This window comes from Ruegeria sp. BC6, assembly GCF_056539185.1.
This window is the reverse complement of record NZ_JBQFUM010000001.1, coordinates 719,619-743,880: the sequence shown is the minus strand read 5'-3', so window position 1 is coordinate 743,880 and position 24,262 is coordinate 719,619. Positions and strand designations below refer to the sequence as shown.

Here is a 24,262-nt window from a genome sequence, read left to right as displayed (position 1 = left end):
GGGCTTGAACGCGGGCAAGACAGCCTGCCAGCATTGTCCGCCTATCCGGGCCAAAACCGTTGGCTGATCCAGATCGTTCATCCGGCGCATTGGGCCGCGGCACATGGATTCGGGCCTGATGGGCTTAGTAGCCTTCGATTTGGCCACCCTGCTGCCAGGGTTTGACAAGGTTGCCAAATCGGGTGAACTGCGCCTCGAAGGACAGCTCGACCGTGCCGATGGGGCCGTGGCGCTGCTTGCCGACGATGACTTCGGCCTTGCCGTGCAGGCGCTCCATCGCCTGCTTCCACTCTTCCATCTTCTCCAGCTCGTGATCGCCGGGCTTTTCGCGCTCTTTGTAGTATTCCTCGCGGAACACGAACATCACCACGTCGGCGTCCTGCTCGATCGAGCCGGATTCGCGCAGGTCGGACAGCTGCGGGCGCTTGTCGTCACGGTTTTCCACCTGACGCGACAACTGCGACAGGGCGATGACGGGAATATTCAGCTCTTTCGCGATGGCCTTCATGCCCATCGAGATCTCGGCGATCTCGTTCACGCGGTTGTCGGACATGCCGCGGCACAGCTGCAGATAGTCGATGACCAGCAGGTCCAGCCCATGCGTCCGCTTGAGCCGCCGCGCCCGGGCCGCCAATTGTGAGATCGGCAGAGCCGGCGTGTCGTCGATGTAAAGCGGACAGGCTTCCAGCGCTTTGGCCGCATCGACGAAACGGCGGAACTCGTCCTCGGTCATGTCGCCTTGACGAATCTTGTGGCTGGAAATTTCGGACGCCTCGGCCAGAACCCGTCCGGCCAGCTGCTCGGCGCTCATTTCCAGCGAGAAGAATCCGACGACGCCGCCGTCCACCGCACCCTCGGTGCCATCGGCGCGCTGACCCCGCTTATAGGCTTTGGCCACGTTGAACGCGATGTTGGTCGCCAGCGAGGTCTTACCCATCGACGGACGCCCGGCAAGGATGATCAGGTCCGACGGGTGCAACCCGCCCAGCTGTTTGTCCAGATCGACCAGCCCGGTCGAAATCCCGGCCATGCCGCCGCCGCGCTGATAGGCCTCGTTGGTGACATTCACCGCCTCGGTCACGGCCTTGAGGAAGGATTTGAACCCCTGTTCGGTCTGGCCCTGTTCGGACAGCTTGTAGAGTTTCTGCTCGGCCTCGACGATCTGTTCCTTGGGCTCACTGGCCACTTCCACCCGCGCGGCCTTGTCCGAGATGTCGCGACCAAGCCGGATCAGTTCGCGCCGGATCGCCAGATCATAGATCATCTGGGCATAGTCATGCACGGCGAAGGCGCTGATCGAGGCCCCGGCCAGCTTGACCAGATAGGCCGGGCCGCCGAGTTCCTTCAAACCCTCGTCCTCGGCCATGAAGGATTTCAGCGTCACCGGCGATGCCAGCGCGTTCTTGGCGATGCGCGCGGCGGCGACCTCATAGATGCGGGCATGGACCGGGTCATAGAAATGCTCGGGCCCGATGATCGAGGCGACCCGGTCATACAGGTCGTTGTTGGTCAGGATCGCGCCCAGAAGCTGCTGTTCGGCCTCGATGGAATGCGGCATGGTCTCGGCGTTCTGAATCTGCGCCGCTGCCTGCTCGATACTGCTGATCTCGTTCATTGCTGCTCTCGCTGTCCCCATGGGACAAAGGTCATATCGCGGCCCCGTGAGTCGGGGCAAATTGTATGTTTTCTGGGGATATGCTGTGCATATCTTCCGCTCCTGCATCTTGCCGCAGGGATCGGTCATTCGTCAACATCTTGTGGATAGGTAGCAAGGCTGACGGCCAGTGTTTCCTGGCCGGCAACAATGGCTCGACAGTCAGCTCTTGTTGGCGTCCTGCCAGCCGCGCGGGTCGTTCAGGAAGGCTTCGACCCCGTCCAGCGTTTCCGCGTCAAACGTTCCCTGCGCCTTGGCCTCGGCCAGAACGTCCCACCAGGTGCACAGGTGGTGCAACTGCACGCCATGATCGCCCAGCGTCTTTTCGGTTTCGGGGAAGATGCCATAGTAGAAGATCACCGCCGTATGCCCGCAGGTGGCGCCTGTTTCACGGATCGCGTCCACGAAGGACAGTTTCGAGCCGCCGTCGGTGGTCAGGTCCTCGACCAGCAGCACGCGCTGGCCTTCGGTCATGGCCCCTTCGATCCGGGCGTTGCGACCATAGCCCTTGGGTTTTTTGCGCACATAGGTCATCGGCAGGGCCATGCGCTCGGCCACCATCGCGGCGAAGGGGATGCCCGCGGTTTCACCGCCGGCGATGTTATCGAATGCTTCGAACCCGGCATTCCGCATGACGGTGACTGTCAGGAAGTCCATCAATGTCGACCGGATGCGCGGGTACGAGATCAGCTTGCGGCAGTCGATATAGGTGGGGCTGGGCAGGCCACTGGCCAGCGTGAACGGCTCGCGCGCGTTGAAATGCACCGCCTTGATCTCCAGCAGCATCCGCGCGGTCAGGCGGGCGATTTCCGAGTTGTCGGGAAAGGAACTGGGGATCATGGCGGGACCTCGGTGCTGAAATGACGTTGCGGGCTGATAGCCTGCCGACCGGCCCGATGTCGAGAGGGGTTGGCCCAAAAGAAAAGCGGACCTCCCAAGAGGTCCGCTTGATGCCCGGATGGGCAGTCGAGTCAGCCAAGGTGGGCTTAGCTGCTCATGTCATAGGCCCGTTCGCCGTGGACCGACAGGTCGAGCCCGTTCGTTTCGGTCTCGGCGTCTACGCGAAGCGGGGTGGCAAGCGCAACCACCTTGATCAGCACAAACGTGACAACTGACGTAAAGACACCCACGATCACCAGCCCGCCCAGCTGCGCGGTCCAGGCGCCCAGGCCGAAGACGGCGATCATGATGGTGCCGAAGATTCCGCCCACGCCATGCACGGCGAACACGTCCAGCGTGTCGTCGATGTTCAGCACGTTGCGGACCACGTTTACCGCCTCCTGGCACAGGATGCCGGCAACCGCGCCGATGATCAGCGCCTGAACCGGATCGACATAGCCCGAGGCCGGAGTGATCGAGGCCAGACCCGCGATGGTCCCGGTGACGAGGCCGACCAGAGAGGCCTTGCCGTACTTGATCCGCTCCCACAGCGCCCAGCTGAGCGATGCGGTGGCGGCCGAGATATGCGTGACCGTCAGCGCCATGGCCGCGCCGCCATCCGCGGCCAGCTGCGAGCCGCCGTTGAAGCCGAACCAGCCGACCCACAGCATCGCGGCGCCGATCATGACGTATCCGGGGTTGTGCGGCGGGGTGGTGCGGTTCTTGCGCGGCCCTAGGACCCACGCGATGATCAGAGCGGCCAGACCGGCGGTTTCATGCACCACGATGCCACCGGCAAAGTCGCGCACGCCGATTTCACCGAGGATGCCGCCATCGGTCAGAATGCCGCCGCCCCAGATCCAATGCACCACCGGCGCGTAGCACAGCAGCATCCAAAGGCCCGAGAAGACCAGCACGAAGCCAAAGCCCACACGTTCCACATAGGCGCCGACGATCAGGGCCGGGGTGATGATGGCAAAGGTCATCTGGAAGGCAAAGAACAGCACCTCGGGCAGGGTGCCCGATAGGCTGTCTGCATCGACGCCGTTCAGAAACGCCTTGCCCAGCCCGCCCCACAGGCCGGAACCGCCGTCGCCGAAGGCAATTGAATACCCCGCGACCAACCACAGGATGCTCATCAGGCAGGCGATCGCGAAACAGTGCATGAAAACGCTCAGCACGTTGCGGGCGCGCACCAGCCCGCCATAGAACAGGGCCAAGCCCGGCAAGGTCATGAACAGGACCAGCGCCGTCGCGACGATGATCCAGGCGGTATCGGCTCCGTTCATTGGGCCGTTCTCCTCTTTCCTGAAGCTGCGCCAAGGGGCGCGGTGTGAGTGACGTGCCGTGGGTTCAACCGAACGGCGGCCGAGGAAAAAAGAGGCAAGGTGCGAAAAAGGAGCCTATTTTGGCGTCCTTTTTCCAAGTGGTGGCAAAAAGTGCGCCGTATCCGGGCAGGTGCCGAAAAATTTGGCGAGTTCGGAAAGGCCGCTTCCCAGCAGTTTCAGCGCATGATCCCGCGCCGCGCGTCGGACATTGGCGCGGCCTGCGGCGCCGAACTCGACGGTTTCGGTCAGGGTTGGGCGGCCTTTAACCGCAAGGCCGAAACAGACCCGGCCCTCGGGTTTGAACTCGGACCCGCCGGGCCCCGCGATGCCGGTGATCGAGACCGCAAGCTGCGCTTGGGAATGCGCCAGCGCACCCTCGGCCATTTCGCGGGCGACCTCTTCAGAGACGGCACCATGGGCCGCCAAGGTCTCGGCGCGCACGCCCAGCATGTCCTGCTTGGCGGCGTTGGTGTAGGTGACGAAGCCTCGGTCAACCACGGCCGAACTGCCGGGAATGTCGGTCAGCGCGGCGGCGACCATGCCGCCCGTGCAACTTTCGGCGGTGGCGATCATGACGTTCAGCGCCTTGGCGCGGTCGAGCAGTTCGGCGACGGTCATAGGCCCAGCACTCCATGTGCGATCCCGGCCAGGATCAGAACTCCCACGCCCGCGAACACGCCCGCGATCACGTCGTCCAGCATCACGCCCAAGGGGTCGCCGCGCCGGTCGGCCCAGCCGATGGGGCCGGGTTTGGTGATGTCGAACAGGCGGAACAGCAAAAACGCGGCGATCCAGCCCGGCCACAGGGCGGTGACCGCGATGTCATGCGCCCAGGCCGGATAGGACACGGCCCAGATGGCGATGAATTGGCCCGCGACCTCGTCGACGACGATCTCCGAAGGGTCGTGATCGTCCTGCCCGGCGGTCATGACGCCCGTGGCCCAGGTGCCGGCCGCAAAGACGGCGACGGTTGCGACGGCCAGCAGCGGGAAGCCGCCCAGCAGATGCAGCGCCAAGGCCAAAGGCAGTGCGGCCAGCGAGCCCCAGGTGCCGGGGGCAGGGCGAAGGTGACCAATCCCGCCGACGGTTCCGATCAGGCGCGCCAGGGTCATGGTTTCACCAGACAGGCGGTCGCGATAGCGGCGATGCCTTCCTTACGGCCGGTAAAGCCCAGCCGCTCGGACGTGGTGGCCTTGATCGACACCCGGTCGGCCTCCAACTCCATGATTTTGCTCATTTTTTGCCGCATCTCCGCAGCGTGCGGGCCGATCTTGGGGTATTCGCAGACCAGCGTGCAGTCGACGTTCGAGATGCGAAAGCCCATGCGCGTGGCCAGATCCACCGCATGGCGCAGAAAGATCTCGCTGGCGGCGCCTTTCCACTGTGGGTCGGATGGGGGAAAGTGCTGACCGATATCGCCCTGCGCCAGCGCGCCATAGATCGCGTCGGTGACGGCGTGCATGCCCACATCCGCGTCGGAATGGCCCTGCAGCCCCCGATCATGCGGGACCTCGACGCCGCACAGGATCACGTGATCGCCCGGCCCGAACCGGTGCACGTCATATCCGTTGCCCAGCCTTACATCCATGTCTGACCTCAATATCCGTTCGGCCCGGGCGAAATCCTCGGGCCGTGTGATTTTCAGATTGTCCGCGTCGCCCGGCACGATGGCCACGTCGATCCCGGCGGCGCGCGCAACCTCGACATCATCGGCGGCCCCACCGGGATGCGCCGCATGCGCGGACACGATTGCGTCATAGCGGAACCCCTGCGGCGTCTGCGCGGCAAACAGGCCCGCGCGATCTCGGGTGCCGGTGACCTGGCCGTTCTCTCCGGTCCACAGCGCATCGGTGACCGGCAGCCCAGGTGCCGCAGCGGCGTGGGTGTCAAGGGCCGCCAGCACGTCACCAATGACCAGCGCGCTGACACAGGGCCGGGCCACGTCATGGATCAGAACCTTGCTGACGCCGCGATCGGCCAGCGCCTGCAGCCCGTTGCGCACGGACTCGGCGCGGTCGGCGCCGCCGGGCGCAAGAATCAGGCCGCCGTCGGCGAATTCCGCCCAGGCCTCGGGGTCATCGGCGGACAGGACCAGCACGACCAGCGGCACCTGCGCCTTGATCCGTTCGATCGTCCAGTCGGCCACACGCCGCCCGGACAAGGGGCGCCACTGTTTGGGCTGGCCCCCTCCGGCGCGCAGGCCGCGCCCGGCGGCGACGATGATGGCGGCGGTAGTCATGTTTGAATTTCCGACCTTCGTTTGGCTTCCGTGTTTAGGCGGCGGTGAAAGCAGAGGCAATCACTCGCGGCAAGCTGATTAAAAATTAGGCATATGATGATTTTGCGGGCTTGCTGGTCGTGGATTTGTTGTTCATATGCCCCGGATTCGATATGAAAACCGCAAATGCTCAAGGATTAGGCACGTTGACGCTGCGCATTGCCGAGAAAATTTTGACCCCGCCAGTTCTGCTGGCGCCGATGGCCGGAATCACCGACCGGCCGTTTCGCGACCTCGTCATGCGGTTCGGCGCCGGCATGGTGGTCAGCGAGATGGTTGCCAGCCAGGAAATGGTGCAGGCCAAGCCCGGCGTGCGCGAACGGGCCGAACTGTCGGCGGATGTGGAAAACACCGCCGTACAGCTGGCCGGGCGTGACGCCTATTGGATGGCCGAGGCCGCGCGGCAGGTCGCCGACCGGGGCGCGCGTGTGATCGACATCAACATGGGCTGCCCGGCCAAGAAGGTGACGAACGGCTATTCCGGTTCGGCCCTGCTGAAGACGCCCGACCATGCCCTCACCCTGATCGAGGCGGTCGTGGACGCGGTGGAGGTGCCGGTGACGCTCAAGACCCGGCTGGGGTGGGACGACACGCTGCTGAACGCGCCGGACGTGGCGCGGCGGGCGCAGGAGGCCGGCATTCAGATGGTGACGATCCACGGGCGCACGCGCTGTCAGTTCTACAAGGGCGAGGCGGACTGGGCCGCGATCCGCGCCGTCAAGGATGCCGTCAGCATTCCGGTCGTGGCCAATGGCGACATCACCAGCCCCGGGCGTGCGCAGACAGCGCTGGAGCAGTCGGGCGCGGAAGGCGTCATGGTGGGCCGCGGCGCGCAGGGCAAACCGTGGCTGCTTGCGCAGATCGCCCACGAGCTGTGGGGGACGCCAGCGCCGGAGGTTCCCGAGGGCGACGATCTGGCCGACATGGTGCGGGCGCATTACGAAGCGATGCTGGGGTTCTATGGCACCGATCTGGGGCTGCGTGTCGCACGCAAGCATCTGGGCTGGTACATGGACGAGGCCGGAACGCCTGCGTCGCTGCGCCGCGCTGTCCTGACCTCGCGCGATCCGGCCGAAGTTCTGCGGCTGATCGGCGACGCTTTGACGGAAAATGCCGAGGTGGCAGCATGATTTCGGATCAGGTCATCTGGGCATCGCTACCGGTTCCCGCCTTCATCATCGACCCCGAGGATCGCATCGCCGACGTCAATTCCTCGGGTGAGGGGTTCCTGAACGCCTCACGCAAATCGGTGGTCGGGCATCCGGTCTGGGACCAGATCGCCGTGGACGCGCCGTTGGAAGAGGCGTTCACGCGCGCCCGCGAGCAGGGAACGCCGCTGTTCGTTAATGACGTGGACGTGGGCTCGGGCAATCGCGCGCCGCTGCAATGCGCGCTGCAGATCGCGCCGCTGCTGGGGCATCCGGGGTCGATGATCATGATCGTCTCGCCGCGCGAACTGGCCAGCCGCATGACCCGCGGCAACACGGTCAAATCGGCGGCGCAATCGGCGATCGGCATGGCCGAGATGCTGGCGCATGAAATCAAGAACCCGCTGGCCGGGATCACCGGTGCCGCGCAGTTGCTGAGCATGAATATCGGCCCGCAAGACCTTGAGTTGACAGATCTTATCGTGGCCGAAAGCCGCCGGATCGTGAAGCTGCTCGAGCAGGTCGAGCAGTTCGGGAACCTCTCGCGGCCCGAGTTCAAGCCGGTCAACATCCACGATGTTCTGGACCGTGCGCGCCGCTCGGCTCTGCTGGGCTTTGGCGCGGACATGACCATCATCGAGGATTACGACCCCTCGCTGCCACTGGCCTATGGTGACCCGGATCAGCTGTTGCAGGTGGTTCTGAACCTGCTCAAGAACGCGTCCGAGGCCGCTGGCCCCGAGGGCGGAACGATCCGCCTGCACACCTATTTTGAACATTCCTTCCGTCTGCGGCGCAGTGACGGTTCGGGCCACTCGTTGCCGCTGCAGATCGAGATCATCGACGATGGCCCGGGCCTGCCCGAGGATATCCGCGGCGATATTTTCGACCCATTCGTTTCCGGCAAGGAAAACGGCACCGGCCTTGGCTTGGCGCTGGTCAGCAAAATCGTGTCCGACCACGACGGTTGGATCACGGCCGAGTCGGTACCGGGGCGGACAGTCTTCCGGCTGTCGCTGCGCCGCGCGCCGCGCGAGGCAGGGCAGGACAAAGAATAATCAAGGAGAACACCAGATGGATGGCACGGTACTGGTTGCAGATGATGACAGAACGATCCGGACGGTTCTGACCCAGGCCCTGACGCGGGCGGGCTGCAAGGTGCATGCGACCTCGTCCCTGACGACGCTGATGCGTTGGGTCGGCGAGGGCAAGGGCGACGTGGTGATTTCGGACGTGGTCATGCCCGATGGCAACGGGTTGGAAATGCTGCCCAAAATCGCGCAGGACCGGCCGGGCCTGCCGGTGATCGTGATCTCGGCCCAGAACACGATCATGACGGCGATCCAGGCGGCCGAGGCGGATGCCTATGACTATCTGCCCAAGCCGTTCGACCTGCCGGATCTGATGAAGCGCACCGCCCGGGCTCTGGACCGCAAGCAACGTGTTCAGATCGAACCCGCGGACACATCCGAAGACCGCCCCGACGAGCTGCCATTGGTCGGCCGGACCCCGGTGATGCAAGCCCTGTACAGATTGGTCGCCCGGGTCATGAACACCGATCTTTCGGTAATGATTTCAGGTGAAAGTGGAACGGGCAAGTCTCTGATTGCGCGGGCAATTCACGATTTCTCAGACCGGCGGACACTGCCCTTTGTGACTGCTACTGCAGCAGACCTGCGCGACCTGGAGGGTCCGGCCCGGGTCATGGCACGGGTGCGCGGCGGTACGTTGCTGATCGACGAAATTGCAGACCTGGACGATGAAATCCAGGCTCGGATCGTGCGGATGATGGACACGCCCGGCGACCACGTTCCGCGCTTCATGGCGACCAGCCAGTCGGACTTGACCGAGGCGATGGAAAGCGGGCGGGTGCGGCAGGACCTTTACTACCGCCTCTGCGGTGCCACCATCCATGTGCCAGCCCTACGCGAGCGGGTCGACGACATCCTGTTGCTGGCCGAGCATTTTCTGGCCCGCGAAGAACGCGAAAACGGCACAAAGCGGCGGTTGGGCCCTGACGCGATCGAACTTGTGCGCCGGTATTCCTGGCCCGGCAACGTGCGGCAACTGGAAAACGCTATCCGGCGGCTGAGCCTGACCAGCCGATCCGACGAAATCACCAAGTCCGAGGTCGAGGCCGTCTTGGGCAGTCAGCCCGAGGCCGAACCACTGCTGAGCGGGAGCGAACGAGAGAAGCTGTCTTCGTCGGTTGCGCGGCATCTACGTCGTTACTTCGACCTTCATGGAAACATGCTGCCGCCACCGGGTCTGTACCAGCGCATTCTGCGCGAGGTCGAGGCTCCGCTGATCGAAATCGCGCTGGATGCGACCGGAGGAAATCAGGCAAAATGTGCCGATTTGCTGGGGATAAATCGGAATACGCTGCGCAAAAAAATCACTGATCTCGATATTCAGGTGACACGTCGGCGCAAACTGATGTAATCTCGCCACACAAACCGTGGCATCCGGGCACAGCCCCGGAAAAGACCACGACATATGGCGGTACGCCGCGAAAGCGGCACATCAGGATGAGGGCAGACGGTGGTATCCCGGGCACAGAAACGGCCGGCATTATCCCTGAATCGGTGGCGTAAGTCCCGGAAACTGCGCAATTTCGGCACCTTGGGGCTGGTTGTGTTGGGGCCGGTCCTGACCCTTGCGACCTACCTTGTTATCGGGCCGTTTGACCTGGGCGCGAATGCCCCCACGCTTCGGCTGATTCTGCTGGCAGACCTTGTCTACATTCTGGTCGTGGCGGCCCTGGTTCTGGGGCAGTTGGGCAATCTTATTGCGGCGCGCCGGGCCAAATCGGCGGGCTCTCGCCTACACCTGAGGCTGATCGGTGCGTTCACGCTGTTGGCGCTGGTGCCCACGGTGACGGTTGCGATTTTTGCCGGTCTGACCGTGAATATCGGGCTTGAGGGATGGTTCTCGGACAGGGTCAGGCAGGTGGTCGGATCTTCGCTGACGGCCGCCGAGGCCTATGAACAAGAGCACGAACAGGGTCTGACGCAGGATGCCACGGTTCTTGCGCGGTTTCTTGACAATGCACGCAAGCTGGACTTCTACATCTCGGATGCCGAGCTGCGCGAGGTGCTGGCCCAGGGGCAGGCACAGATTCAGCGCGGACTGCGCGAAGCCTACGTGATTGACGGCAGTGGTGAAATCCGGGCCCGCGGAGACAGGTCTTATCTGTTCAACTACGAACCGCCGAAACCCGAGCAGTTGGAGCAGGCCCGAGAAGAGGGTCTGTTGATCATCGCGGACTGGCCCAACAACGAATTTCGCGCTCTGGTGCCGCTGCGCGCCTATCTGGACCGATACCTGTATGTCAGTCGCGCCGTAGATGGCCAGTTGTTGACCCTTTTGGATGACACCAAGGAAACCGCGCAGTTCTATCAACAGTTGGAAAACGAACGCGGCAGGGTGCTGTTCGAGTTCGGGCTGCTGTATCTGGGGTTCGCGGTAATCCTTATTTTGGCGGCCGTTTCGCTGGGCATGTGGTTCGCCGAGCGGCTCTCGCGCCCGGTTGGTCGCCTGACCACCGCCGCGCAGCGGGTAGGGGCCGGTGATCTGGACGTGCAGGTCATCGAGGAGGCCAGCGACGACGAAATCGCCATGCTGGGGCGCTATTTCAACCAGATGACCCGGCAATTGAAGGCGCAGCGGGGTACGCTGCTGGAAAACACCCGCCAGATCGAAAGCCGCCGCCGACTGTTCGACTCGGTGCTCAGCTCGGTGACTTCTGGCGTTGTCGGGGTGGATCCGGATGGTCAGGTGACATTCGTCAACCGCTCGGCCGAGCGGTTGCTGGACTGGAAAGGCCATGAGCAACAACTGGCAATCGGCATTGCAGTACCCGAGTTCCTGCCTTTGTTCGAAGCGCTGAAAGAAGGCAACCAGGAAGCAATTCAGGACGAAATCAAGGTCACTCGCAAGGGACAGCTGGAAAACCTGCTGGTCCGGATGGCAACCCGACGCGGCGAGGACGGCAGGCTGGAAGGTTACGTGGTCGCCTTTGACGACGTGACCGATCTGGTCAGCGCCCAGCGTATGGCGGCCTGGGGGGACGTGGCCCGCCGCATCGCGCATGAGATCAAGAACCCGCTGACCCCCATTCAGCTGAGCGCCGAACGCATCCGGCGGAAGTTCGCGCGGAAACTGGATGAAGAGGACAGCGCCAGCCTTGAATCCATGACCGACGTGATCGTTCGCCAGACCAACGATCTGCGCCGGATCGTCGACGAATTCTCGAAGTTTGCCCGCATGCCCGAGCCCGACCGGCACGAGGAAGACATCGCGGGCCTGGTGCGCGAGGCGGTTCTGCTGCAGCAGGCCGGTCAGCCAGACGTTCAGATCGACGCGGAGATCCCGGACCAGCCAGTATTGGCCGATGTGGACGCGACGATGTTGAACCAGGCGCTCACAAATCTGATCAAGAACGCCGGCGAAGCCATCGAAACCCTGAAAAAGAAGGGTGCGCCCGACAACCTCGGCCCGCAGATAAAGGTGCGCCTGTCCACGGATGATGACGGAACACTGATTACCATCGCGGACAACGGCATCGGGCTGCCCGAAGACCGGGCGCGGCTGTTCGAGCCCTATGTGACCACGCGCGACGAAGGGACTGGCCTGGGCCTGCCCATCGTCAAGAAAATCATTGAAGAACACGGCGGTACGCTGACCCTTGAGGATGCGCCCGTGTTCGACGGACAGGACCATTTTGGCGCAATGGCCGTGATCCGGTTGCCGAAGGCCAACACGGCCCCGGTCGCAGCGCCGCAGAAGCAGGCAAATAAATCCAAGACACTGAAAGCAGGCCAAAGATGAGCGACATTCTGATCGTAGATGACGAGCGCGATATTCGCGAACTGGTGTCCGACATTCTGGAGGACGAAGGATATTCCACCCGGCTGGCCGGCAACTCGGACGAGTGCATGGCCGCGATCAACGCAGAACCACCCGGTTTGTTGATCCTGGACATCTGGCTCAAGGACAGCCGCATGGATGGGATCGACATTCTGAAGGCGGTCAAACGCGACAATCCGGATGTTCCGGTGGTGATCATATCGGGGCACGGAAATATCGAAATCGCCGTCGCGGCGATCAAGCAGGGGGCATATGATTTCATCGAAAAGCCCTTCAACATCGACCAGTTGATGGTGGTAATCCGCCGCGCGATGGAAACTTCGCGCCTTCGTCGCGAGAATGCCTCGCTCAAGCGCAAGGAGGTCAGCAATTCCGACATGATCGGCAAGTCGGCTGCGTTCCGCGCGATGCTGGGCCAGTTGGACAAGGTGACCAAATCAAACGGTCGGGTGATGCTGCGTGGTCCTGCTGGATCGGGCAAGGAAATCGCCGCGCGCTACATTCATGCGCACTCGAATCGGGCGAACGCGCCCTTTGTCACGGTCAACTGCGCAGGGGTCGAGCCCGAACGCATGGAAGAAGTGCTGTTCGGCCGTGAATCCGCCGAGCGTGGCGTTGAGTCCGGTCTGCTCGAACAGGCCCATGGCGGTGTGGTCTATTTCGACGAGGTTGCCGACATGCCGTTGGGCACGCAGTCCAAGATCCTGCGCGTCCTCGTCGATCAGCAGTTTCAGCGGGTGGGTGGCTCGGACAACGTCCGTGTCGATCTGCGTGTGATCTCTTCCACCAACCGCGACCTTGAAACCGAGATTGCCGCGGACCGGTTCCGCGAAGAGCTGTATCACCGCCTCAACGTCGTCCCGATCGCGGTGCCGTCTTTGGAAGAACGGCGCGAGGATATTCCTGTTCTCGCCAAGCATTTCATCGAGATGTGCAACGAAACCCAGGGCCTCCCTGTGCGCGAGTTGTCGGAAGAGGCCGTGGCCCTGCTGCAGACGATGAGTTGGCCCGGCAACGTGCGCCAGTTGAAGAACCTGGTCGAGCGGGTCTTGATCCTTGGTGATGGCACCGGACCGATCGAAGCGCGGGAATTGCCGAATGAGGAGGAAAAGGCCGACGATTCCGGCCGGGTCGTGCTGTCGGGCGCTCTGGCAACGCTGCCACTGCGCGAGGCACGAGAGGCGTTCGAGCGTGAGTATCTGCTGACCCAGATCAATCGCTTTGGCGGCAATATCAGCCGCACGGCCAGTTTCGTTGGAATGGAACGCAGCGCCTTGCACCGCAAGCTGAAATCGTTGGGTGTAGTCACGTCGAACAAGTCGGGCGCGCGGGTGGCGCAACTGGACGAGCCTGAACCGGCGGAATAGGGGCCGGCCAAACCGGCAGGACGACGGGAGGCGCCCGGCCATGACGCTATCGATGATCCAGCAGGGATTTCCCGCCTTTGGTCGTCGTCTCAAACGGCTTCGGCGGGCCACCGGGATGAAGCAGTCGGCGCTTGCACATGTGATGCGCGTCGATCAGGCCACGGTGTCGCGCTGGGAAAACGAGGTCCAGACCCCAAGCCCTGAACAACAAGCTGCGGTTTTCTCGGCGCTTTCGGATCACCGCGCCGACGATGCAGCACTGAAGCGGCTTGTCGGCAGTTCGCAAGCCTGTCTGCATCTGGTGGACGAAGCGAGCCATGTTTGTCTGGCCTATTCACCCAGCCGCGCACGGGATTGGTCAGCCAGCCAGCACTCGTTGTTGGGGGTGTCGCTGTGGCAGTTTGCCACCGACGAGATCCGCCAAGCCGAAATGGAGCTGACGGACGAGGGTTGGTGGGACCTGCAGGTGCCAAATCCCAAAGCTTTCATCACTTCTCAGGCCGTGCACGACCAGATCACAATCAGCGCAGGCCAAATCGTATGGGAGCGGCTGTATCTGGCCGATGGAACCCCTGTGCGCCTTGTCAGCGGCACGCGCGTACGCGCCGCATAATATATGCGTTCACCTCGCCGGAGGCCGAGGGTAGAACGCGGGTGTGACTCAATCTTTTCGCATATTTCTGCAGGTGATCCTGTTGTGGGTGGCCGGGCTGGGCGCGGCCACACAGTTCGCCAAGATCGCCGTTGCCTTCGACGCGGTCGGTGCATTGTACCCAGGCTATGGGGATTCGATCGGCTGGTTGCTGTCGATCATCAGTTTGATGGGCGCCGTGCTGGGGGCCATGTCAGGCGCCATTACCGCGCAGTTCGGACCGGTCCGCCTGCTGGTGTTCGGTTTGCTGCTGGGCGGCGTTGTATCGGTGTTCCAGTCCACCATGCCTAGCTTTCAAGTGATGCTGGCCAGCCGGATCATCGAGGGCGTTTCGCATCTGGCGATCGTGGTTGCCGCTCCAACGCTGATCGCACAGATCACACGCGGATCTGCGCGCAACGCTGCCATGGTGTTGTGGAGTTCTTTCTTTGGAGTTGCCTTTGCGCTGAACGCTTGGTTCGGCCTGCCGATGATCCAGCGTTTTGGATTGGCGGATTACTTCATGGGCCACGGTTTCCTGATGGCGCTGATTGCAGGACTGGTCGCCCTGTTTCCGCCAAAGGTTCCGCCCATCGCGACGGAACTTCGGGGGTGGGGGCTGGGGTCCATCCTGCAGACGCATCTGGAAACCTACAGCTCGCCCCGCATGGCAGCACCGGCGATCGGATGGTTCTTCTACACACTGACCTTCGTGTCGTTGCTGGCGATCCTGCCCGGCCGTATGCCCGAAGATCAGTCGGTTCTTGTAGCCAGTCTGATGCCGCTGGCAGGTATCGTGCTGTCGTGGATCGCGGTACCCGTGCTCTTGACGTTCCTGACCGCGGTCACAGTTGTAAATCTTGGTTTTGCGGCCGGGATGGCTGCCCTTGCCCTGCTGTTTTTCGGAGCGCCTCTGCCCATTGTCGGCATTGCGCTGTTTGCGGTGTTGGGCCTGGTGCAGGGCGGCAGTTTCGCGGCGGTTCCTCAACTGAATGGCTCGGCCCGGGATCAGGCGCTGAGCTATGGGGCGATGGCGCAGATGGGAAATGCGGGCAACCTGCTGGGCACACCTGTTCTGCTTGCAATCCTATGGCGTGCCGGAGAAGGCTCGATGTTCGTGGCCGTACTTGTATTCTATGCTGCCGCCATCGCAGCACATCTGTTCCTGTCACTCCGCCGGCGATCGTCGCCCGACGATCCGGGCTGAGGTCAGTCGGTCAGCCCGGCAACCCCGGCGTGATGATCTGGAATGACCCGTCGTCGAATTTGACGAAGCAGGACGCCGTGCCCAACGGCGGCAGGACGGTTGTTCGGGTCGGTGGAACGCCCGATTTGACCGACTGTTTGCAGGGCGGCAGGCTGATGGGGCGGTATCCCTTCTTGGCCATGCACTGCGCCTCGACCGTGTTTCGCAGCCCCTGATTTACATCTACCGTGTAAACGCGGCCCGGCTCCCACCATCCTCCGGTGCGGTAGCATCGCCCGCGCCCGTCGCAATAGGTGCGGCCCGGCCAATAGGTGGGCGGGCTTTGGCGCACCTGGTTTGCAACCGGTGCATCCTTCAGCGCCTGCACTTGGCATTCGGTCGTTTCGGCCTGCATCCGCGAGACGCTTTCGCCTTCGCGATAATACATCGACAACGGCCCGCATCCGGCCAGCAGGGCAAGGGGAACAAGCAATCGAAGCACTGTTTTCATTCGCTTATCTTGCATCACACAGGCCGTCATGACAATTCGATTGACCGCTCTGTGGGCATCTGTCATTCAAAACGCTCAGGCAGAAAGGCCAAAGGCATGAAGGTCATCATTTGTGGCGCCGGCCAGGTGGGCTGGCAGATTGCTCGGCACCTTTCGGGCGAGTTGAATGACGTCACCGTTGTGGACAACAACCCTGACCTGGTACGCCGGGCGACCGAGACGCTGGACGTTCAGGGCATCGCCGGCTTTGCCAGCTATCCCGACGTGCTCGAGCGGGCCGGAGCCCGTGACGCCGACATGATCATCGCCGCGACCCATTCGGACGAGGTGAACATGGTCACCTGCCAGATGGCGCACTCGGTGTTCTCGATCCAGCGCAAGATCGCGCGGTTGCGGTCGAAATCCTACCTCGAAGCGATCCATCGCGACTTGTACCGCCGCGACCATCTTCCGATCGACGTGGTGATCAGCCCCGAACGTGAAGTGGCCGCCGCAGCCATGCGCCGCCTGTCGGCGCCTGCGGCTTTTGACACGGAACTGTTCATGGATGGCAAGGCGCAGCTTCTGGGCATTCGGATCGCCGAGGATTGCCCGATCGTCAACACGCCCTTGCGCCAACTGACAGACCTGTTTTCAACGCTCAGCGCCATCGTGGTGGGTATTCGCCGCGACGGAACGCTGTTCGCGCCGGAATCCGAGGACCAATTGTTCGTCGGTGACGAATGCTATGTCTTTACCAGCGTCCAAGACGTTGACCGCACGATGGAGGTCTTTGGTAAATCACAGAAAAAGCAGGATCGCGTGGTCATCGTGGGTGGCGGGAATGTCGGCCTTGAAGTCGCCCGGACACTGGAAGAGCGCGAGGGCCGCATCCGTGCAAAAGTTATCGAGCGTGACCGGCGCTGTGCGGAACTGGCCGCCGAGTCGCTGGAGCGTACGATCGTTCTGAACGGCGACGGTCTGGATTCAGCGCTGTTGAGCGAAGCGGGGATCGAGCGCGCGGACGCGATGCTGGCCGTCACCGATGACGACCGGACCAACATGCTGGCTGCGGTCCGGGCCAAGGCCGAAGGTTGCCCGCTGGCGATTGCGTTGATCAACGACCCCAGCATGGTGGCCCTGATGGGGCCGTTGGGGATTGACGCCTATATCAACCCGCGGGCCACGACCGTCAGTTCGATCCTGCGCCATATCCGGCATGGCCGGGTGCGACAGGTCTATTCGATCGGCGATGCCGAGGCCGAAGTGATCGAGGCCGAAGTGCTGTCGACCTCGCCAATGGCCGGGCAGAAACTGCGCGACATCGACTTTCCCGAAGGCGTCCTGGTCGGCGCGGTGCGCAAGGGCGACGAGGTCCTGCGGCCCACTGGCAGTCTGCGGATTGACGAAAAGGACGTGGTTGCGATTTTCGCAATGGCCAATGATGTACCCGAGGTCGAACGCCTGATGCAGGTTTCGATCGACTTTTTCTGATGGCTGTCGCCCGCGCACCCAAAATCAGCGTTATTCGGCGGCTGCCGCTGTTTCTGTTGATCACGGCGATTGTGTCCCTGGCAATGTGGATCCCGGCAATATACGCCCTTGCCTTGGATGACCACCCCACGTCGCGGTCGTTCTTCTATTCGGGTTTGGTGGGGCTGTTCCTGGTCACGATCGTTGGCCTGGCGACGGCCAGCCGGCAGCCGCGGCGCGGAACCTTGGGGCAGTTGGCGGTCTTGCTGGGCTCGCTGACGGTATTGCCGCTGTTTCTGGCCGTTCCTGTCCATGACGCGTTGGGGAACACGACCTTTCTGAACGCCTATTTTGACATGGTCAGCGCCATCACCACCACCGGAGCGGACCTGTTTCCCGACCCCGAGCGCCTGTCGGCGCCGGTTCACCTGTGGCGGGCGCTCGTCGGCTGGATGGGTGGGCTGCTGATGTGGATCTCGGCAGCTGCGATCCTGGCGCCACTGTCGTTGGGCGGGTTCGAGATTACCGCGCGCGGACAGCCGGGCCGCCCGGTTTCCGGCGTAGCCCAGAGCGAAAAGGTCGACCCGCGGGGGCGACTGCTCCGTGTGACGGCGACATTGACCCCGGTTTATGCCAGCCTTACAGCGGTAATCTGGGTCTTGCTGTTGATCGCGGGAGAAAAGGGCCTGACGGCCATCTGCCACGCAATGTCGGTGATGGCCACGTCCGGCATATCGCCAGTGGGCGGGTTGGAAGGGTCCACCGCCGGGATCACCGGCGAGGCCATCCTGTTTCTGTTCCTGTTCTTTGCCTTGTCCCGCCTGACCTTCTCAAAGGACACCGCAACAACCGGCTATTCCCGGCTGGACCACGATCCGGAATTCCGGATCGGCCTGATGATCGTTGTCGGCGTGGCGGCATTGTTGGTCTTCCGGGTGCTGGCCGGGGTTGCCGAGATCGGCGGGCAGGTGACGGGCCTGCAAACGCTGAACGTCATCTGGGGCATGTTGTTCACGGTGATGTCGTTCCTGACGACGGCCGGGTTCGAAAGCGCTTATTGGAACGACGCGCAACAGTTGTCCGGTCTGGGAACACCGGGGCTTGTTTTGATGGGGCTTGCGCTTATCGGGGGCGGGGTCGCCACCACCGCAGGCGGGGTCAAGCTGTTGCGGGTCTATGCCTTGTACCTGAATGGCGCGCGTGAACTGGACAGGCTGATCCACCCGTCATCGGTCAGCGGGGCGGGCGGCGGCAACCGCCGCATCCAAAGCCAGGGCGCATTCATCGCGTGGGTCTTTCTGATGATGTTCGCGCTAACGCTCGCGTTGCTTGATGTCGTTCTGGCTGCCGAGGGGGTTGGGTTTGAACGCGCCATGGTGCTGAGCGTCGCGGTGCTGAGCACGACCGGTCCGTTGATCGAACTGGCTACCGATCTGCCGATCCGTCTGATCGATCTGTCGGCCGGAGCCAAGCTGACCATGTGCGCCGGGATGGTGATCGGCCGGCTGGAGACTCTGGCGATCATCGCGTTGATCACTCCGGCCCTGTGGCGGGATTGAACCGCCAATTCGGGCCTTCACGTTACTGCCTGATTTTTCATCTGGAATATCTCTGCGCGTCACTCCATACTCGCGCGGAGGGAGCGCGTTGGTCCGCAGCGCGTAAGCAAGAACAACGGCGAGATAACAAAATATGGCTTCGGACAGACAGAATCTTCAGGATGCCTTCCTGAACAATGTACGGAAAGCAAAGGTTCCCGTTACAATTTTCCTGATCAACGGCGTGAAATTGCAGGGTGTCATCACCTGGTTCGACAATTTCTGCGTATTGTTGCGCCGCGACGGACAGTCGCAGCTTGTCTATAAGCACGCGATCTCGACCATCATGCCGTCGCAGCCGATCAACCTGTATGAGGGCGAAGACGCCTCTTGATGGAACATGACCGGAGGCGCACCCGGGCTTGGGTGCTGCATCCCGATATCAAGTCAGATGACCAGCGCCGCGACCCCGTTCCGGCGCTGGAGGAGGCGGTGGCACTGGCTGCCGCCTTGCCTGATCTGGATGTGATCGGGGCCGAGATCGTGCGCCTGCCGCGGGCGCAGCCCGGCCTGCTGTTCGGCAGCGGCAAGATCGAGGAACTGGGCGCGCGTTTTGCGGAAAACGAGATCGAGCTGGTTCTGATCGACGGACCGGTTACCCCGGTTCAACAGCGCAATCTGGAGAAGGCGTGGAAGGTCAAGATCCTCGACCGGACGGGGCTGATTCTGGAAATCTTCTCGGACCGCGCCCGCACGCGCGAGGGTGTGTTGCAGGTCGAGATGGCCGCGCTCAGCTATCAGCGCACGCGCTTGGTGCGGGCCTGGACCCACCTGGAACGTCAGCGCGGTGGGCTGGGCTTTGTCGGCGGGCCGGGGGAAACCCAGATCGAGGCCGACCGGCGCGCGATCGACGATCAACTGGTGCGCTTGCGCCGTCAGTTGCAGAAGGTCGTGAAGACACGGACGCTGCACCGCGCTGCCCGGGCCAAGGTGCCCTATCCGATCGTGGCGCTGGTGGGCTATACCAATGCGGGCAAGTCCACGCTGTTCAACCGCCTGACCGGGGCCGAAGTCATGGCCAAGGACATGCTGTTTGCCACACTGGACCCGACCATGCGCCGGATCGAACTGCCCGACGGCCCCGAGGTGATCCTGTCGGACACCGTGGGTTTCATCTCGAACCTGCCGACCGAACTGGTCGCGGCCTTCCGCGCCACGCTCGAGGAGGTTCTGGCCGCCGATCTGATCGTGCATGTGCGCGATATCAGCCATGCCGAGACCGAAGAGCAGGCCGAGGATGTGCGCACGATCATGGCCTCGCTGGGTGTGGACGATACCCGCCCTCAGCTTGAAGTCTGGAACAAAATTGATCTGCTGTCCGACGAAGACCGGCAGGCCGTGCAGGCCCGGGCCGAGCGCGATCCGGCGGTGTTCCCGATCTCGGCCGTGACCGGCGAGGGGATCGATCCGCTGCTGACTGAGATCGCCACGATCCTGCAGGGCGTGCGCCGGGAAGAGGTTTTGAAACTGGGGTTTGCTGACGGCAACAAACGCGCCTGGCTGTTCCGACAGGATGTGGTGCGCGGCGAAAAACAGACCGAGGACGGGTTCGAAATCACCGTTCTGTGGACCGACAAGCAGGCCAACCAGTTCGCGGGCCTCTGACGATCAGGCCCCGTCGATCTGGCGCTGATGGTCGTCGGCATCGAACCAGCCCAACGACGACCGGATTTTGTACTCCGCATCCAGCTCCCATTCTTCCCAGCCGCGCGTGATCACCGCATTGCCGGTCCGGGCGTGCTGCCCTTCAAGGGTCCAAACGAAGATGGCGTGGGGACCGGCCCACCGCAGCATGTCGCAGCGCACCTCAAGATCGGGAAAGTCGGTATGAAACCCGCGCGCCATGTCGGCGATGGCTGCCCGCCCGACGATGGGGGCGCCGCGATTGATCGTGATCTGCCCGTCCGACGTAAAGAAATCGGCCACGGCATTGGCGTCACCCGAGCTCCAGGCGATGGCATAGTCGCGGGCTAGATTGTTCAGGGTATCGCGCAAACTGGCCATGATTTTCCCCCCTCGCGCTGCGGTCCGGGCGCACCGGAATGGTAGGCCAAGCCACGGGGCCGCGTCCACGGGGCGATAAAAAAGGGGCGGGGGTCCGCCGAAATCCCGCCTATTGCGGCATCAGACGGGTGGTCCCGACGGCGGCGGCGCGGGCCAGATCCAGATCCAGCGACATTGGAATGTACTCACCCCTGCGCCAAAGTTGCGCCTGATCGTCATAGTAGCGCGACAGGAAGTGGCCCGATTGCCCGGTGGCCGTGATGAAGACCGAGCTGTCGGGGTCGGAAAAGTCATAGACCCCGCGATAGCCCGCGCCGTGCACGTTCTGGAACGGGTCAGGCCCTTCGCCCGAGGTGCGCCCGCGCAGCAGGGTGTTGTCGCCGCCGCTGGTCGATTGGCGGATGTTGACGAAATAGCGCAGCACCGGAACCTCGCCCAGCACCGGGTGATCGTGGGTGGCTTGGTGGGCATCGCCCCAGCGCAGCGATTCCAATTGGCTGCCGTACCGTTCTGAAATCCAGATCAGCGCGTCATCCAGGGCCAGCCGGGCCATGTCGGTGCAGGTTTCCACCGGTGCGCTCTGCCGGACGTCGCACCAGGCCGAGGCCCCGTCGATGTCGCGGAAGACGCGTTCGATGAACAAGGGCTCGACATGCTTGAATTCCTTGGCCAATGGCCCGAGTTCATCGGCGATCAGGCGCTTTTGCAGCGCGCGGACCCAGGCCGCATAGATCAGCGGCTCGGGCAGGTGCTCGTTCATCTCGCCGTTCCATTCGGCCAGCAGGGTCAGGGCTATCTGGCGCTGGCGTTCGGGGGTGCCTTCGGGCGCGGCCTCGCCGGTGAACCACAGGTCGGCCCCGATCAGCGGCAGCAGTGACCGCGCGGTGAAGCTGACCGTGTCCAGCTGCGCCTCGATGAAGCTGTCGCGGGTGTGCACCTCGCGCGATTGCATCAGGAATTCCCAGCGGTGGACGCGCTGCGTATCGCCCCATTCATAGGACACATGCAGGGGGAAGGGGCGGTCGATGATCTTGTTGTTGGTGTTGCCCAAAACGCCGCCGGCCGGAGCCACGAATTCGGGGTTGTCGGAATAGGGCAGACGCCCCTGCCAGCGGTTTGCCGCGATCCAGCCCGGTGTCGGGATGCGGCCGCGGCTTTGGTTGTTGAGGTCGCGGCTGGGCATTGCGCCGATGAGCTTCATGCCGACGGTCGTCTTGTCGACTACCGACAGGTTTTGCGACGGCGCGATGAATCGCTCGGCAGCTTCGATCGCTTCGCGCACGGTATCCGCGCTCATCAGCGCCATTGAGGCGCTGATCGAGGTGTCGCGCGGGCTGAGCGCCGTCCAGGACAGCGAGGCGACATGCCCCGGCGGTGTGATGGTTTCCAGGTTGTAATGGGTGCCGGGCAGGACGGGGCCGTTCTCTGTCCAGCGCAGGGTCAGAGTGATCGGGGGGGCGTCCTTGATCTCGATGATTGAGGGGCGCGACTTGAAGGGTTTGAAGCCTTCGGGCGTCAGGTATTCCTCGGGGTTGTCGGGATTCACTCTTTCGATATGCACGTCCTGATCGTCCAGATAGGACGAGGTCAAGCCCCATCCCAGCCGGTCACTGCGGCCGGACATAACCGCCGGAATGCCGGGGATGGTGGCGCCGATCACGCCGCCCTTGCCCAGTTCAAGACGCGCCAGATACCAGATCCCCGGCGCAGTCAGGCCCAGATGGGGATCGTTGGCCAACAGGGTTCCACCGGTGGCCGAGCGCGAAGGAGCCGCAGACCATGCATTCGAGGCGCCCGCCAACCCGCGCTGCGGGACCGGGTTCAGCCATGCGGCTGCGGGTTCAGAACTGGCGGCATAGCGGGGCAGGTCGGGAAACAACGCCGCGTACTCGGGCAGCGCTGCAATGCCCGCGCCAGGCACGTCGGGCAGAATATCTGACAGCCGCTGCGGATCGTTCAGCATCAACGAGGTGCGCGCCCGCAGCACTTCGTCCTGCAGATGCCCGGACAGCTGAACCGCCATCAGCTTGATCATGGCTATGCTGTCACCCGGTTGCCAAGGAGCAACCGGTGCATTGAACAAAAACATTTCGGGCGCGCCGCGGCCCAAGGCGTTTTCGTTGATTTCGTCCAGCCGCGCATTGACACCCGCGGCATAGGCGCGAAGAGCGGCCTTGGTGTAATCGTCCTGAACCTCGAAGGACTGATGCGCCAGCCCGTAAAGATCCAGTCGACGCATGAGCTTGTCGATATGCACGGTCCGCTGGCCAAAAACCTCGGACAGTCGCCCCTGCACGGTCCGGCGCATGACCGTCATCTGCCACAACCGGTCCTGGGCATGTGCATAACCCAGACCGAAGAACACGTCGGGGTCGGTCTGCCCCAGGATGTGAGGCACGTTGGCTGTGTCGCGCACGATCTCGACCGGGGCATTCAGGCCTTTGACCTGCAGCGTTTGGTCGTAGTCAGGCAGCGACTGGCTGGCCAGGAAATACACCAGACCGATCGCCGCGAGGGTCAGCAGGACCAGACCCGAGGCGATACGCATCAACCAGCGAAAGACGACACCCATCAGCAGCGCACCATTTGAATTTGCAGATCAGGCGAAGGTTAATTCATGGCTCTGGCGACCGAAAGAGGCCGCGCCGCGGAATCTGCGTCTGAAACGAAAAACTCCGCCACGGCATTGGCCAGTGACGGAGTTTTCTTGAGGGGGGTCAGGGGGTCAGGGAATAATGCGCGTGTATTTGATGCCCTCGACCGTTGCGCCCAATTGCAACCCAGCCTGACCGAAGACCGCCGCCAGCACGGGTTTGCGCAGGGTGGTCAGGTCGGTCGACAACTGGTCCGCCTGGTCGCTGACGACATATCCAATGTCCGCGCCGGCGGTCCATCCGCTTGAGCGGCGGAAATCGTTCAGGGCGTCTTCGGTCATGAAGAACAGGACATGGGCGTATTGCTGGGCGCCAATCTGCAGCCCCGCAGTGCCTTTGACAGCCGAGTAGTAGTCGACCGTGGCGCCATTGATGCGCAGTGCGCCTTTTCCGTAGCCGCCTCCAAAGACGAACCCCGCCTCGGTGATCAGCGGCATGACCAGCATCCCGTTGGCCTTGTTGGCGATTTCCTGGGTGTTCGGGTAGCGGGTATACATCTCGGTCAGCGTGGCATCGACGCGGGCATCGATCGTTGCCGCGTTCGAGTTTCCGACGCCGTTGCCGCAGGCGGCGGTCAGGGTCAGTCCGGCCATGCCAAAGGCAAAGCCGCGACGGCTCAGTCGTGGTGTGTTGGAACTGCTCATGTTTGTTTTTCTCTGTCTATGTGCCTGAAAAGCCGGGTGGTCCCGGTCTTGTGTGCAAG

The 24,262-nt window shown here is 62.9% G+C and carries 21 protein-coding genes; 11 read left to right on the top strand and 10 right to left on the bottom strand.

Annotation, left to right across the window (positions count from 1 at the left end; genetic code table 11):
* Nucleotides 1–124: 124 nt before the first annotated feature.
* The 6 genes from ACR0MM_RS03640 to ACR0MM_RS03615 form a co-directional block, all read right to left on the bottom strand.
* Nucleotides 125–1,615: a replicative DNA helicase gene (locus tag ACR0MM_RS03640; protein WP_170338856.1), complete on the bottom strand. Its 1,491-nt coding sequence runs from the start codon at nt 1,613–1,615 to the stop codon at nt 125–127.
* A 201-nt stretch (nt 1,616–1,816) separates the two neighbouring features.
* Nucleotides 1,817–2,494, bottom strand: a complete 678-nt coding sequence (locus ACR0MM_RS03635) for an orotate phosphoribosyltransferase (RefSeq protein ID WP_170523486.1) — start codon at nt 2,492–2,494, stop codon at nt 1,817–1,819.
* Between the two features lie 146 nt (nt 2,495–2,640).
* On the bottom strand, nt 2,641–3,822 hold the full coding sequence (locus tag ACR0MM_RS03630; protein ID WP_480694476.1) for an ammonium transporter: 1,182 nt from the start codon (nt 3,820–3,822) through the stop codon (nt 2,641–2,643).
* A 114-nt stretch (nt 3,823–3,936) separates the two neighbouring features.
* On the bottom strand, nt 3,937–4,479 hold the full coding sequence (locus tag ACR0MM_RS03625; protein ID WP_480694474.1) for a CinA family protein: 543 nt from the start codon (nt 4,477–4,479) through the stop codon (nt 3,937–3,939).
* Complete coding sequence (locus tag ACR0MM_RS03620) at nt 4,476–4,973, bottom strand: phosphatidylglycerophosphatase A family protein (RefSeq protein WP_480694472.1); 498 nt, start codon at nt 4,971–4,973, stop codon at nt 4,476–4,478. Before ACR0MM_RS03620 ends, ACR0MM_RS03625 begins: the two co-directional genes overlap by 4 nt.
* Nucleotides 4,970–6,100, bottom strand: a complete 1,131-nt coding sequence (locus tag ACR0MM_RS03615; protein ID WP_480694470.1) for a bifunctional 2-C-methyl-D-erythritol 4-phosphate cytidylyltransferase/2-C-methyl-D-erythritol 2,4-cyclodiphosphate synthase — start codon at nt 6,098–6,100, stop codon at nt 4,970–4,972. The genes ACR0MM_RS03620 and ACR0MM_RS03615 overlap by 4 nt, the downstream gene beginning before the upstream one ends.
* A 152-nt stretch (nt 6,101–6,252) precedes the next feature.
* Here ACR0MM_RS03615 and dusB point away from each other — a divergent pair, with 152 nt between their 5' ends.
* The 7 genes from dusB to ACR0MM_RS03580 all read left to right on the top strand — a co-directional run bounded on the left by dusB (nt 6,253) and on the right by ACR0MM_RS03580 (nt 15,361).
* On the top strand, nt 6,253–7,269 hold the full coding sequence (dusB, locus tag ACR0MM_RS03610) for a tRNA dihydrouridine synthase DusB (protein WP_480694468.1): 1,017 nt from the start codon (nt 6,253–6,255) through the stop codon (nt 7,267–7,269).
* The gene (locus tag ACR0MM_RS03605) at nt 7,266–8,345 is read left to right on the top strand and encodes a two-component system sensor histidine kinase NtrB (protein WP_480694466.1); all 1,080 of its coding nucleotides are present in this window, start codon (nt 7,266–7,268) and stop codon (nt 8,343–8,345) included. The genes dusB and ACR0MM_RS03605 overlap by 4 nt, the downstream gene beginning before the upstream one ends.
* A gap of 16 nt (nt 8,346–8,361) precedes the next feature.
* The gene (locus ACR0MM_RS03600) at nt 8,362–9,729 is read left to right on the top strand and encodes a response regulator (RefSeq protein WP_170338872.1); all 1,368 of its coding nucleotides are present in this window, start codon (nt 8,362–8,364) and stop codon (nt 9,727–9,729) included.
* Nucleotides 9,730–9,828: 99 nt separating this feature from the next.
* The gene (locus ACR0MM_RS03595) at nt 9,829–12,117 is read left to right on the top strand and encodes a sensor histidine kinase NtrY-like (protein WP_480694464.1); all 2,289 of its coding nucleotides are present in this window, start codon (nt 9,829–9,831) and stop codon (nt 12,115–12,117) included.
* The gene (ntrX, locus tag ACR0MM_RS03590; RefSeq protein ID WP_170390315.1) at nt 12,114–13,523 is read left to right on the top strand and encodes a nitrogen assimilation response regulator NtrX; all 1,410 of its coding nucleotides are present in this window, start codon (nt 12,114–12,116) and stop codon (nt 13,521–13,523) included. Before ACR0MM_RS03595 ends, ntrX begins: the two co-directional genes overlap by 4 nt.
* Before the next feature lie 40 nt (nt 13,524–13,563).
* On the top strand, nt 13,564–14,136 hold the full coding sequence (locus ACR0MM_RS03585) for a helix-turn-helix domain-containing protein (RefSeq protein WP_480694462.1): 573 nt from the start codon (nt 13,564–13,566) through the stop codon (nt 14,134–14,136).
* Between the two features lie 43 nt (nt 14,137–14,179).
* Complete coding sequence (locus ACR0MM_RS03580) at nt 14,180–15,361, top strand: MFS transporter (protein WP_480694460.1); 1,182 nt, start codon at nt 14,180–14,182, stop codon at nt 15,359–15,361.
* 10 nt (nt 15,362–15,371) lie between these two features.
* Here ACR0MM_RS03580 and ACR0MM_RS03575 read toward each other — a convergent pair whose 3' ends face one another.
* A complete protein-coding gene (locus ACR0MM_RS03575) occupies nt 15,372–15,851 on the bottom strand; it encodes a hypothetical protein (protein ID WP_093962235.1) in 480 nt (159 codons plus the stop codon).
* A gap of 96 nt (nt 15,852–15,947) precedes the next feature.
* Here ACR0MM_RS03575 and trkA point away from each other — a divergent pair, with 96 nt between their 5' ends.
* The 4 genes from trkA (at nt 15,948) to hflX (ending at nt 20,506) form a co-directional block, all read left to right on the top strand.
* The gene (trkA, locus tag ACR0MM_RS03570; protein WP_093962234.1) at nt 15,948–17,324 is read left to right on the top strand and encodes a Trk system potassium transporter TrkA; all 1,377 of its coding nucleotides are present in this window, start codon (nt 15,948–15,950) and stop codon (nt 17,322–17,324) included.
* Nucleotides 17,324–18,862: a TrkH family potassium uptake protein gene (locus tag ACR0MM_RS03565; RefSeq protein ID WP_170455458.1), complete on the top strand. Its 1,539-nt coding sequence runs from the start codon at nt 17,324–17,326 to the stop codon at nt 18,860–18,862. Before trkA ends, ACR0MM_RS03565 begins: the two co-directional genes overlap by 1 nt.
* Before the next feature lie 133 nt (nt 18,863–18,995).
* Entirely contained in the window at nt 18,996–19,235 is a 240-nt protein-coding gene (hfq, locus tag ACR0MM_RS03560) for an RNA chaperone Hfq (RefSeq protein ID WP_005982826.1), read from the top strand.
* The gene (hflX, locus tag ACR0MM_RS03555; protein WP_480694457.1) at nt 19,235–20,506 is read left to right on the top strand and encodes a GTPase HflX; all 1,272 of its coding nucleotides are present in this window, start codon (nt 19,235–19,237) and stop codon (nt 20,504–20,506) included. Before hfq ends, hflX begins: the two co-directional genes overlap by 1 nt.
* Nucleotides 20,507–20,509: 3 nt before the next feature.
* On the opposite strand, the gene ACR0MM_RS03550 is transcribed toward hflX, so the two are convergent.
* The 3 genes from ACR0MM_RS03550 to ACR0MM_RS03540 all read right to left on the bottom strand — a co-directional run bounded on the left by ACR0MM_RS03550 (nt 20,510) and on the right by ACR0MM_RS03540 (nt 24,203).
* Complete coding sequence (locus ACR0MM_RS03550) at nt 20,510–20,905, bottom strand: nuclear transport factor 2 family protein (RefSeq protein ID WP_480694455.1); 396 nt, start codon at nt 20,903–20,905, stop codon at nt 20,510–20,512.
* 109 nt (nt 20,906–21,014) lie between these two features.
* Nucleotides 21,015–23,477: a penicillin acylase family protein gene (locus ACR0MM_RS03545; RefSeq protein WP_480694453.1), complete on the bottom strand. Its 2,463-nt coding sequence runs from the start codon at nt 23,475–23,477 to the stop codon at nt 21,015–21,017.
* A 153-nt stretch (nt 23,478–23,630) separates the two neighbouring features.
* A complete protein-coding gene (locus ACR0MM_RS03540) occupies nt 23,631–24,203 on the bottom strand; it encodes a lipid-binding SYLF domain-containing protein (protein WP_093962230.1) in 573 nt (190 codons plus the stop codon).
* Between the last annotated feature and the right edge of the window lie 59 nt (nt 24,204–24,262).

What these genes read in the sequence shown, in the direction of transcription:
- trkA (WP_093962234.1), top strand. Translation starts at nt 15,948, where the DNA reads ATGAAGGTCATCATTTGTGGCGCCGGCCAGGTGGGCTGGCAGATTGCT.
- ACR0MM_RS03615 (WP_480694470.1), bottom strand. Translation starts at nt 6,100, where the DNA reads ATGACTACCGCCGCCATCATCGTCGCCGCCGGGCGCGGCCTGCGCGCC.
- hfq (WP_005982826.1), top strand. Translation starts at nt 18,996, where the DNA reads ATGGCTTCGGACAGACAGAATCTTCAGGATGCCTTCCTGAACAATGTA.
- hflX (WP_480694457.1), top strand. Translation starts at nt 19,235, where the DNA reads ATGGAACATGACCGGAGGCGCACCCGGGCTTGGGTGCTGCATCCCGAT.
- ACR0MM_RS03625 (WP_480694474.1), bottom strand. Translation starts at nt 4,479, where the DNA reads ATGACCGTCGCCGAACTGCTCGACCGCGCCAAGGCGCTGAACGTCATG.
- ACR0MM_RS03600 (WP_170338872.1), top strand. Translation starts at nt 8,362, where the DNA reads ATGGATGGCACGGTACTGGTTGCAGATGATGACAGAACGATCCGGACG.
- ACR0MM_RS03540 (WP_093962230.1), bottom strand. Translation starts at nt 24,203, where the DNA reads ATGAGCAGTTCCAACACACCACGACTGAGCCGTCGCGGCTTTGCCTTT.
- dusB (WP_480694468.1), top strand. Translation starts at nt 6,253, where the DNA reads ATGAAAACCGCAAATGCTCAAGGATTAGGCACGTTGACGCTGCGCATT.
- ACR0MM_RS03545 (WP_480694453.1), bottom strand. Translation starts at nt 23,477, where the DNA reads ATGGGTGTCGTCTTTCGCTGGTTGATGCGTATCGCCTCGGGTCTGGTC.
- ACR0MM_RS03585 (WP_480694462.1), top strand. Translation starts at nt 13,564, where the DNA reads ATGACGCTATCGATGATCCAGCAGGGATTTCCCGCCTTTGGTCGTCGT.
- ACR0MM_RS03640 (WP_170338856.1), bottom strand. Translation starts at nt 1,615, where the DNA reads ATGAACGAGATCAGCAGTATCGAGCAGGCAGCGGCGCAGATTCAGAAC.
- ntrX (WP_170390315.1), top strand. Translation starts at nt 12,114, where the DNA reads ATGAGCGACATTCTGATCGTAGATGACGAGCGCGATATTCGCGAACTG.
- ACR0MM_RS03565 (WP_170455458.1), top strand. Translation starts at nt 17,324, where the DNA reads ATGGCTGTCGCCCGCGCACCCAAAATCAGCGTTATTCGGCGGCTGCCG.
- ACR0MM_RS03575 (WP_093962235.1), bottom strand. Translation starts at nt 15,851, where the DNA reads ATGAAAACAGTGCTTCGATTGCTTGTTCCCCTTGCCCTGCTGGCCGGA.
- ACR0MM_RS03605 (WP_480694466.1), top strand. Translation starts at nt 7,266, where the DNA reads ATGATTTCGGATCAGGTCATCTGGGCATCGCTACCGGTTCCCGCCTTC.
- ACR0MM_RS03630 (WP_480694476.1), bottom strand. Translation starts at nt 3,822, where the DNA reads ATGAACGGAGCCGATACCGCCTGGATCATCGTCGCGACGGCGCTGGTC.
- ACR0MM_RS03635 (WP_170523486.1), bottom strand. Translation starts at nt 2,494, where the DNA reads ATGATCCCCAGTTCCTTTCCCGACAACTCGGAAATCGCCCGCCTGACC.
- ACR0MM_RS03620 (WP_480694472.1), bottom strand. Translation starts at nt 4,973, where the DNA reads ATGACCCTGGCGCGCCTGATCGGAACCGTCGGCGGGATTGGTCACCTT.
- ACR0MM_RS03550 (WP_480694455.1), bottom strand. Translation starts at nt 20,905, where the DNA reads ATGGCCAGTTTGCGCGATACCCTGAACAATCTAGCCCGCGACTATGCC.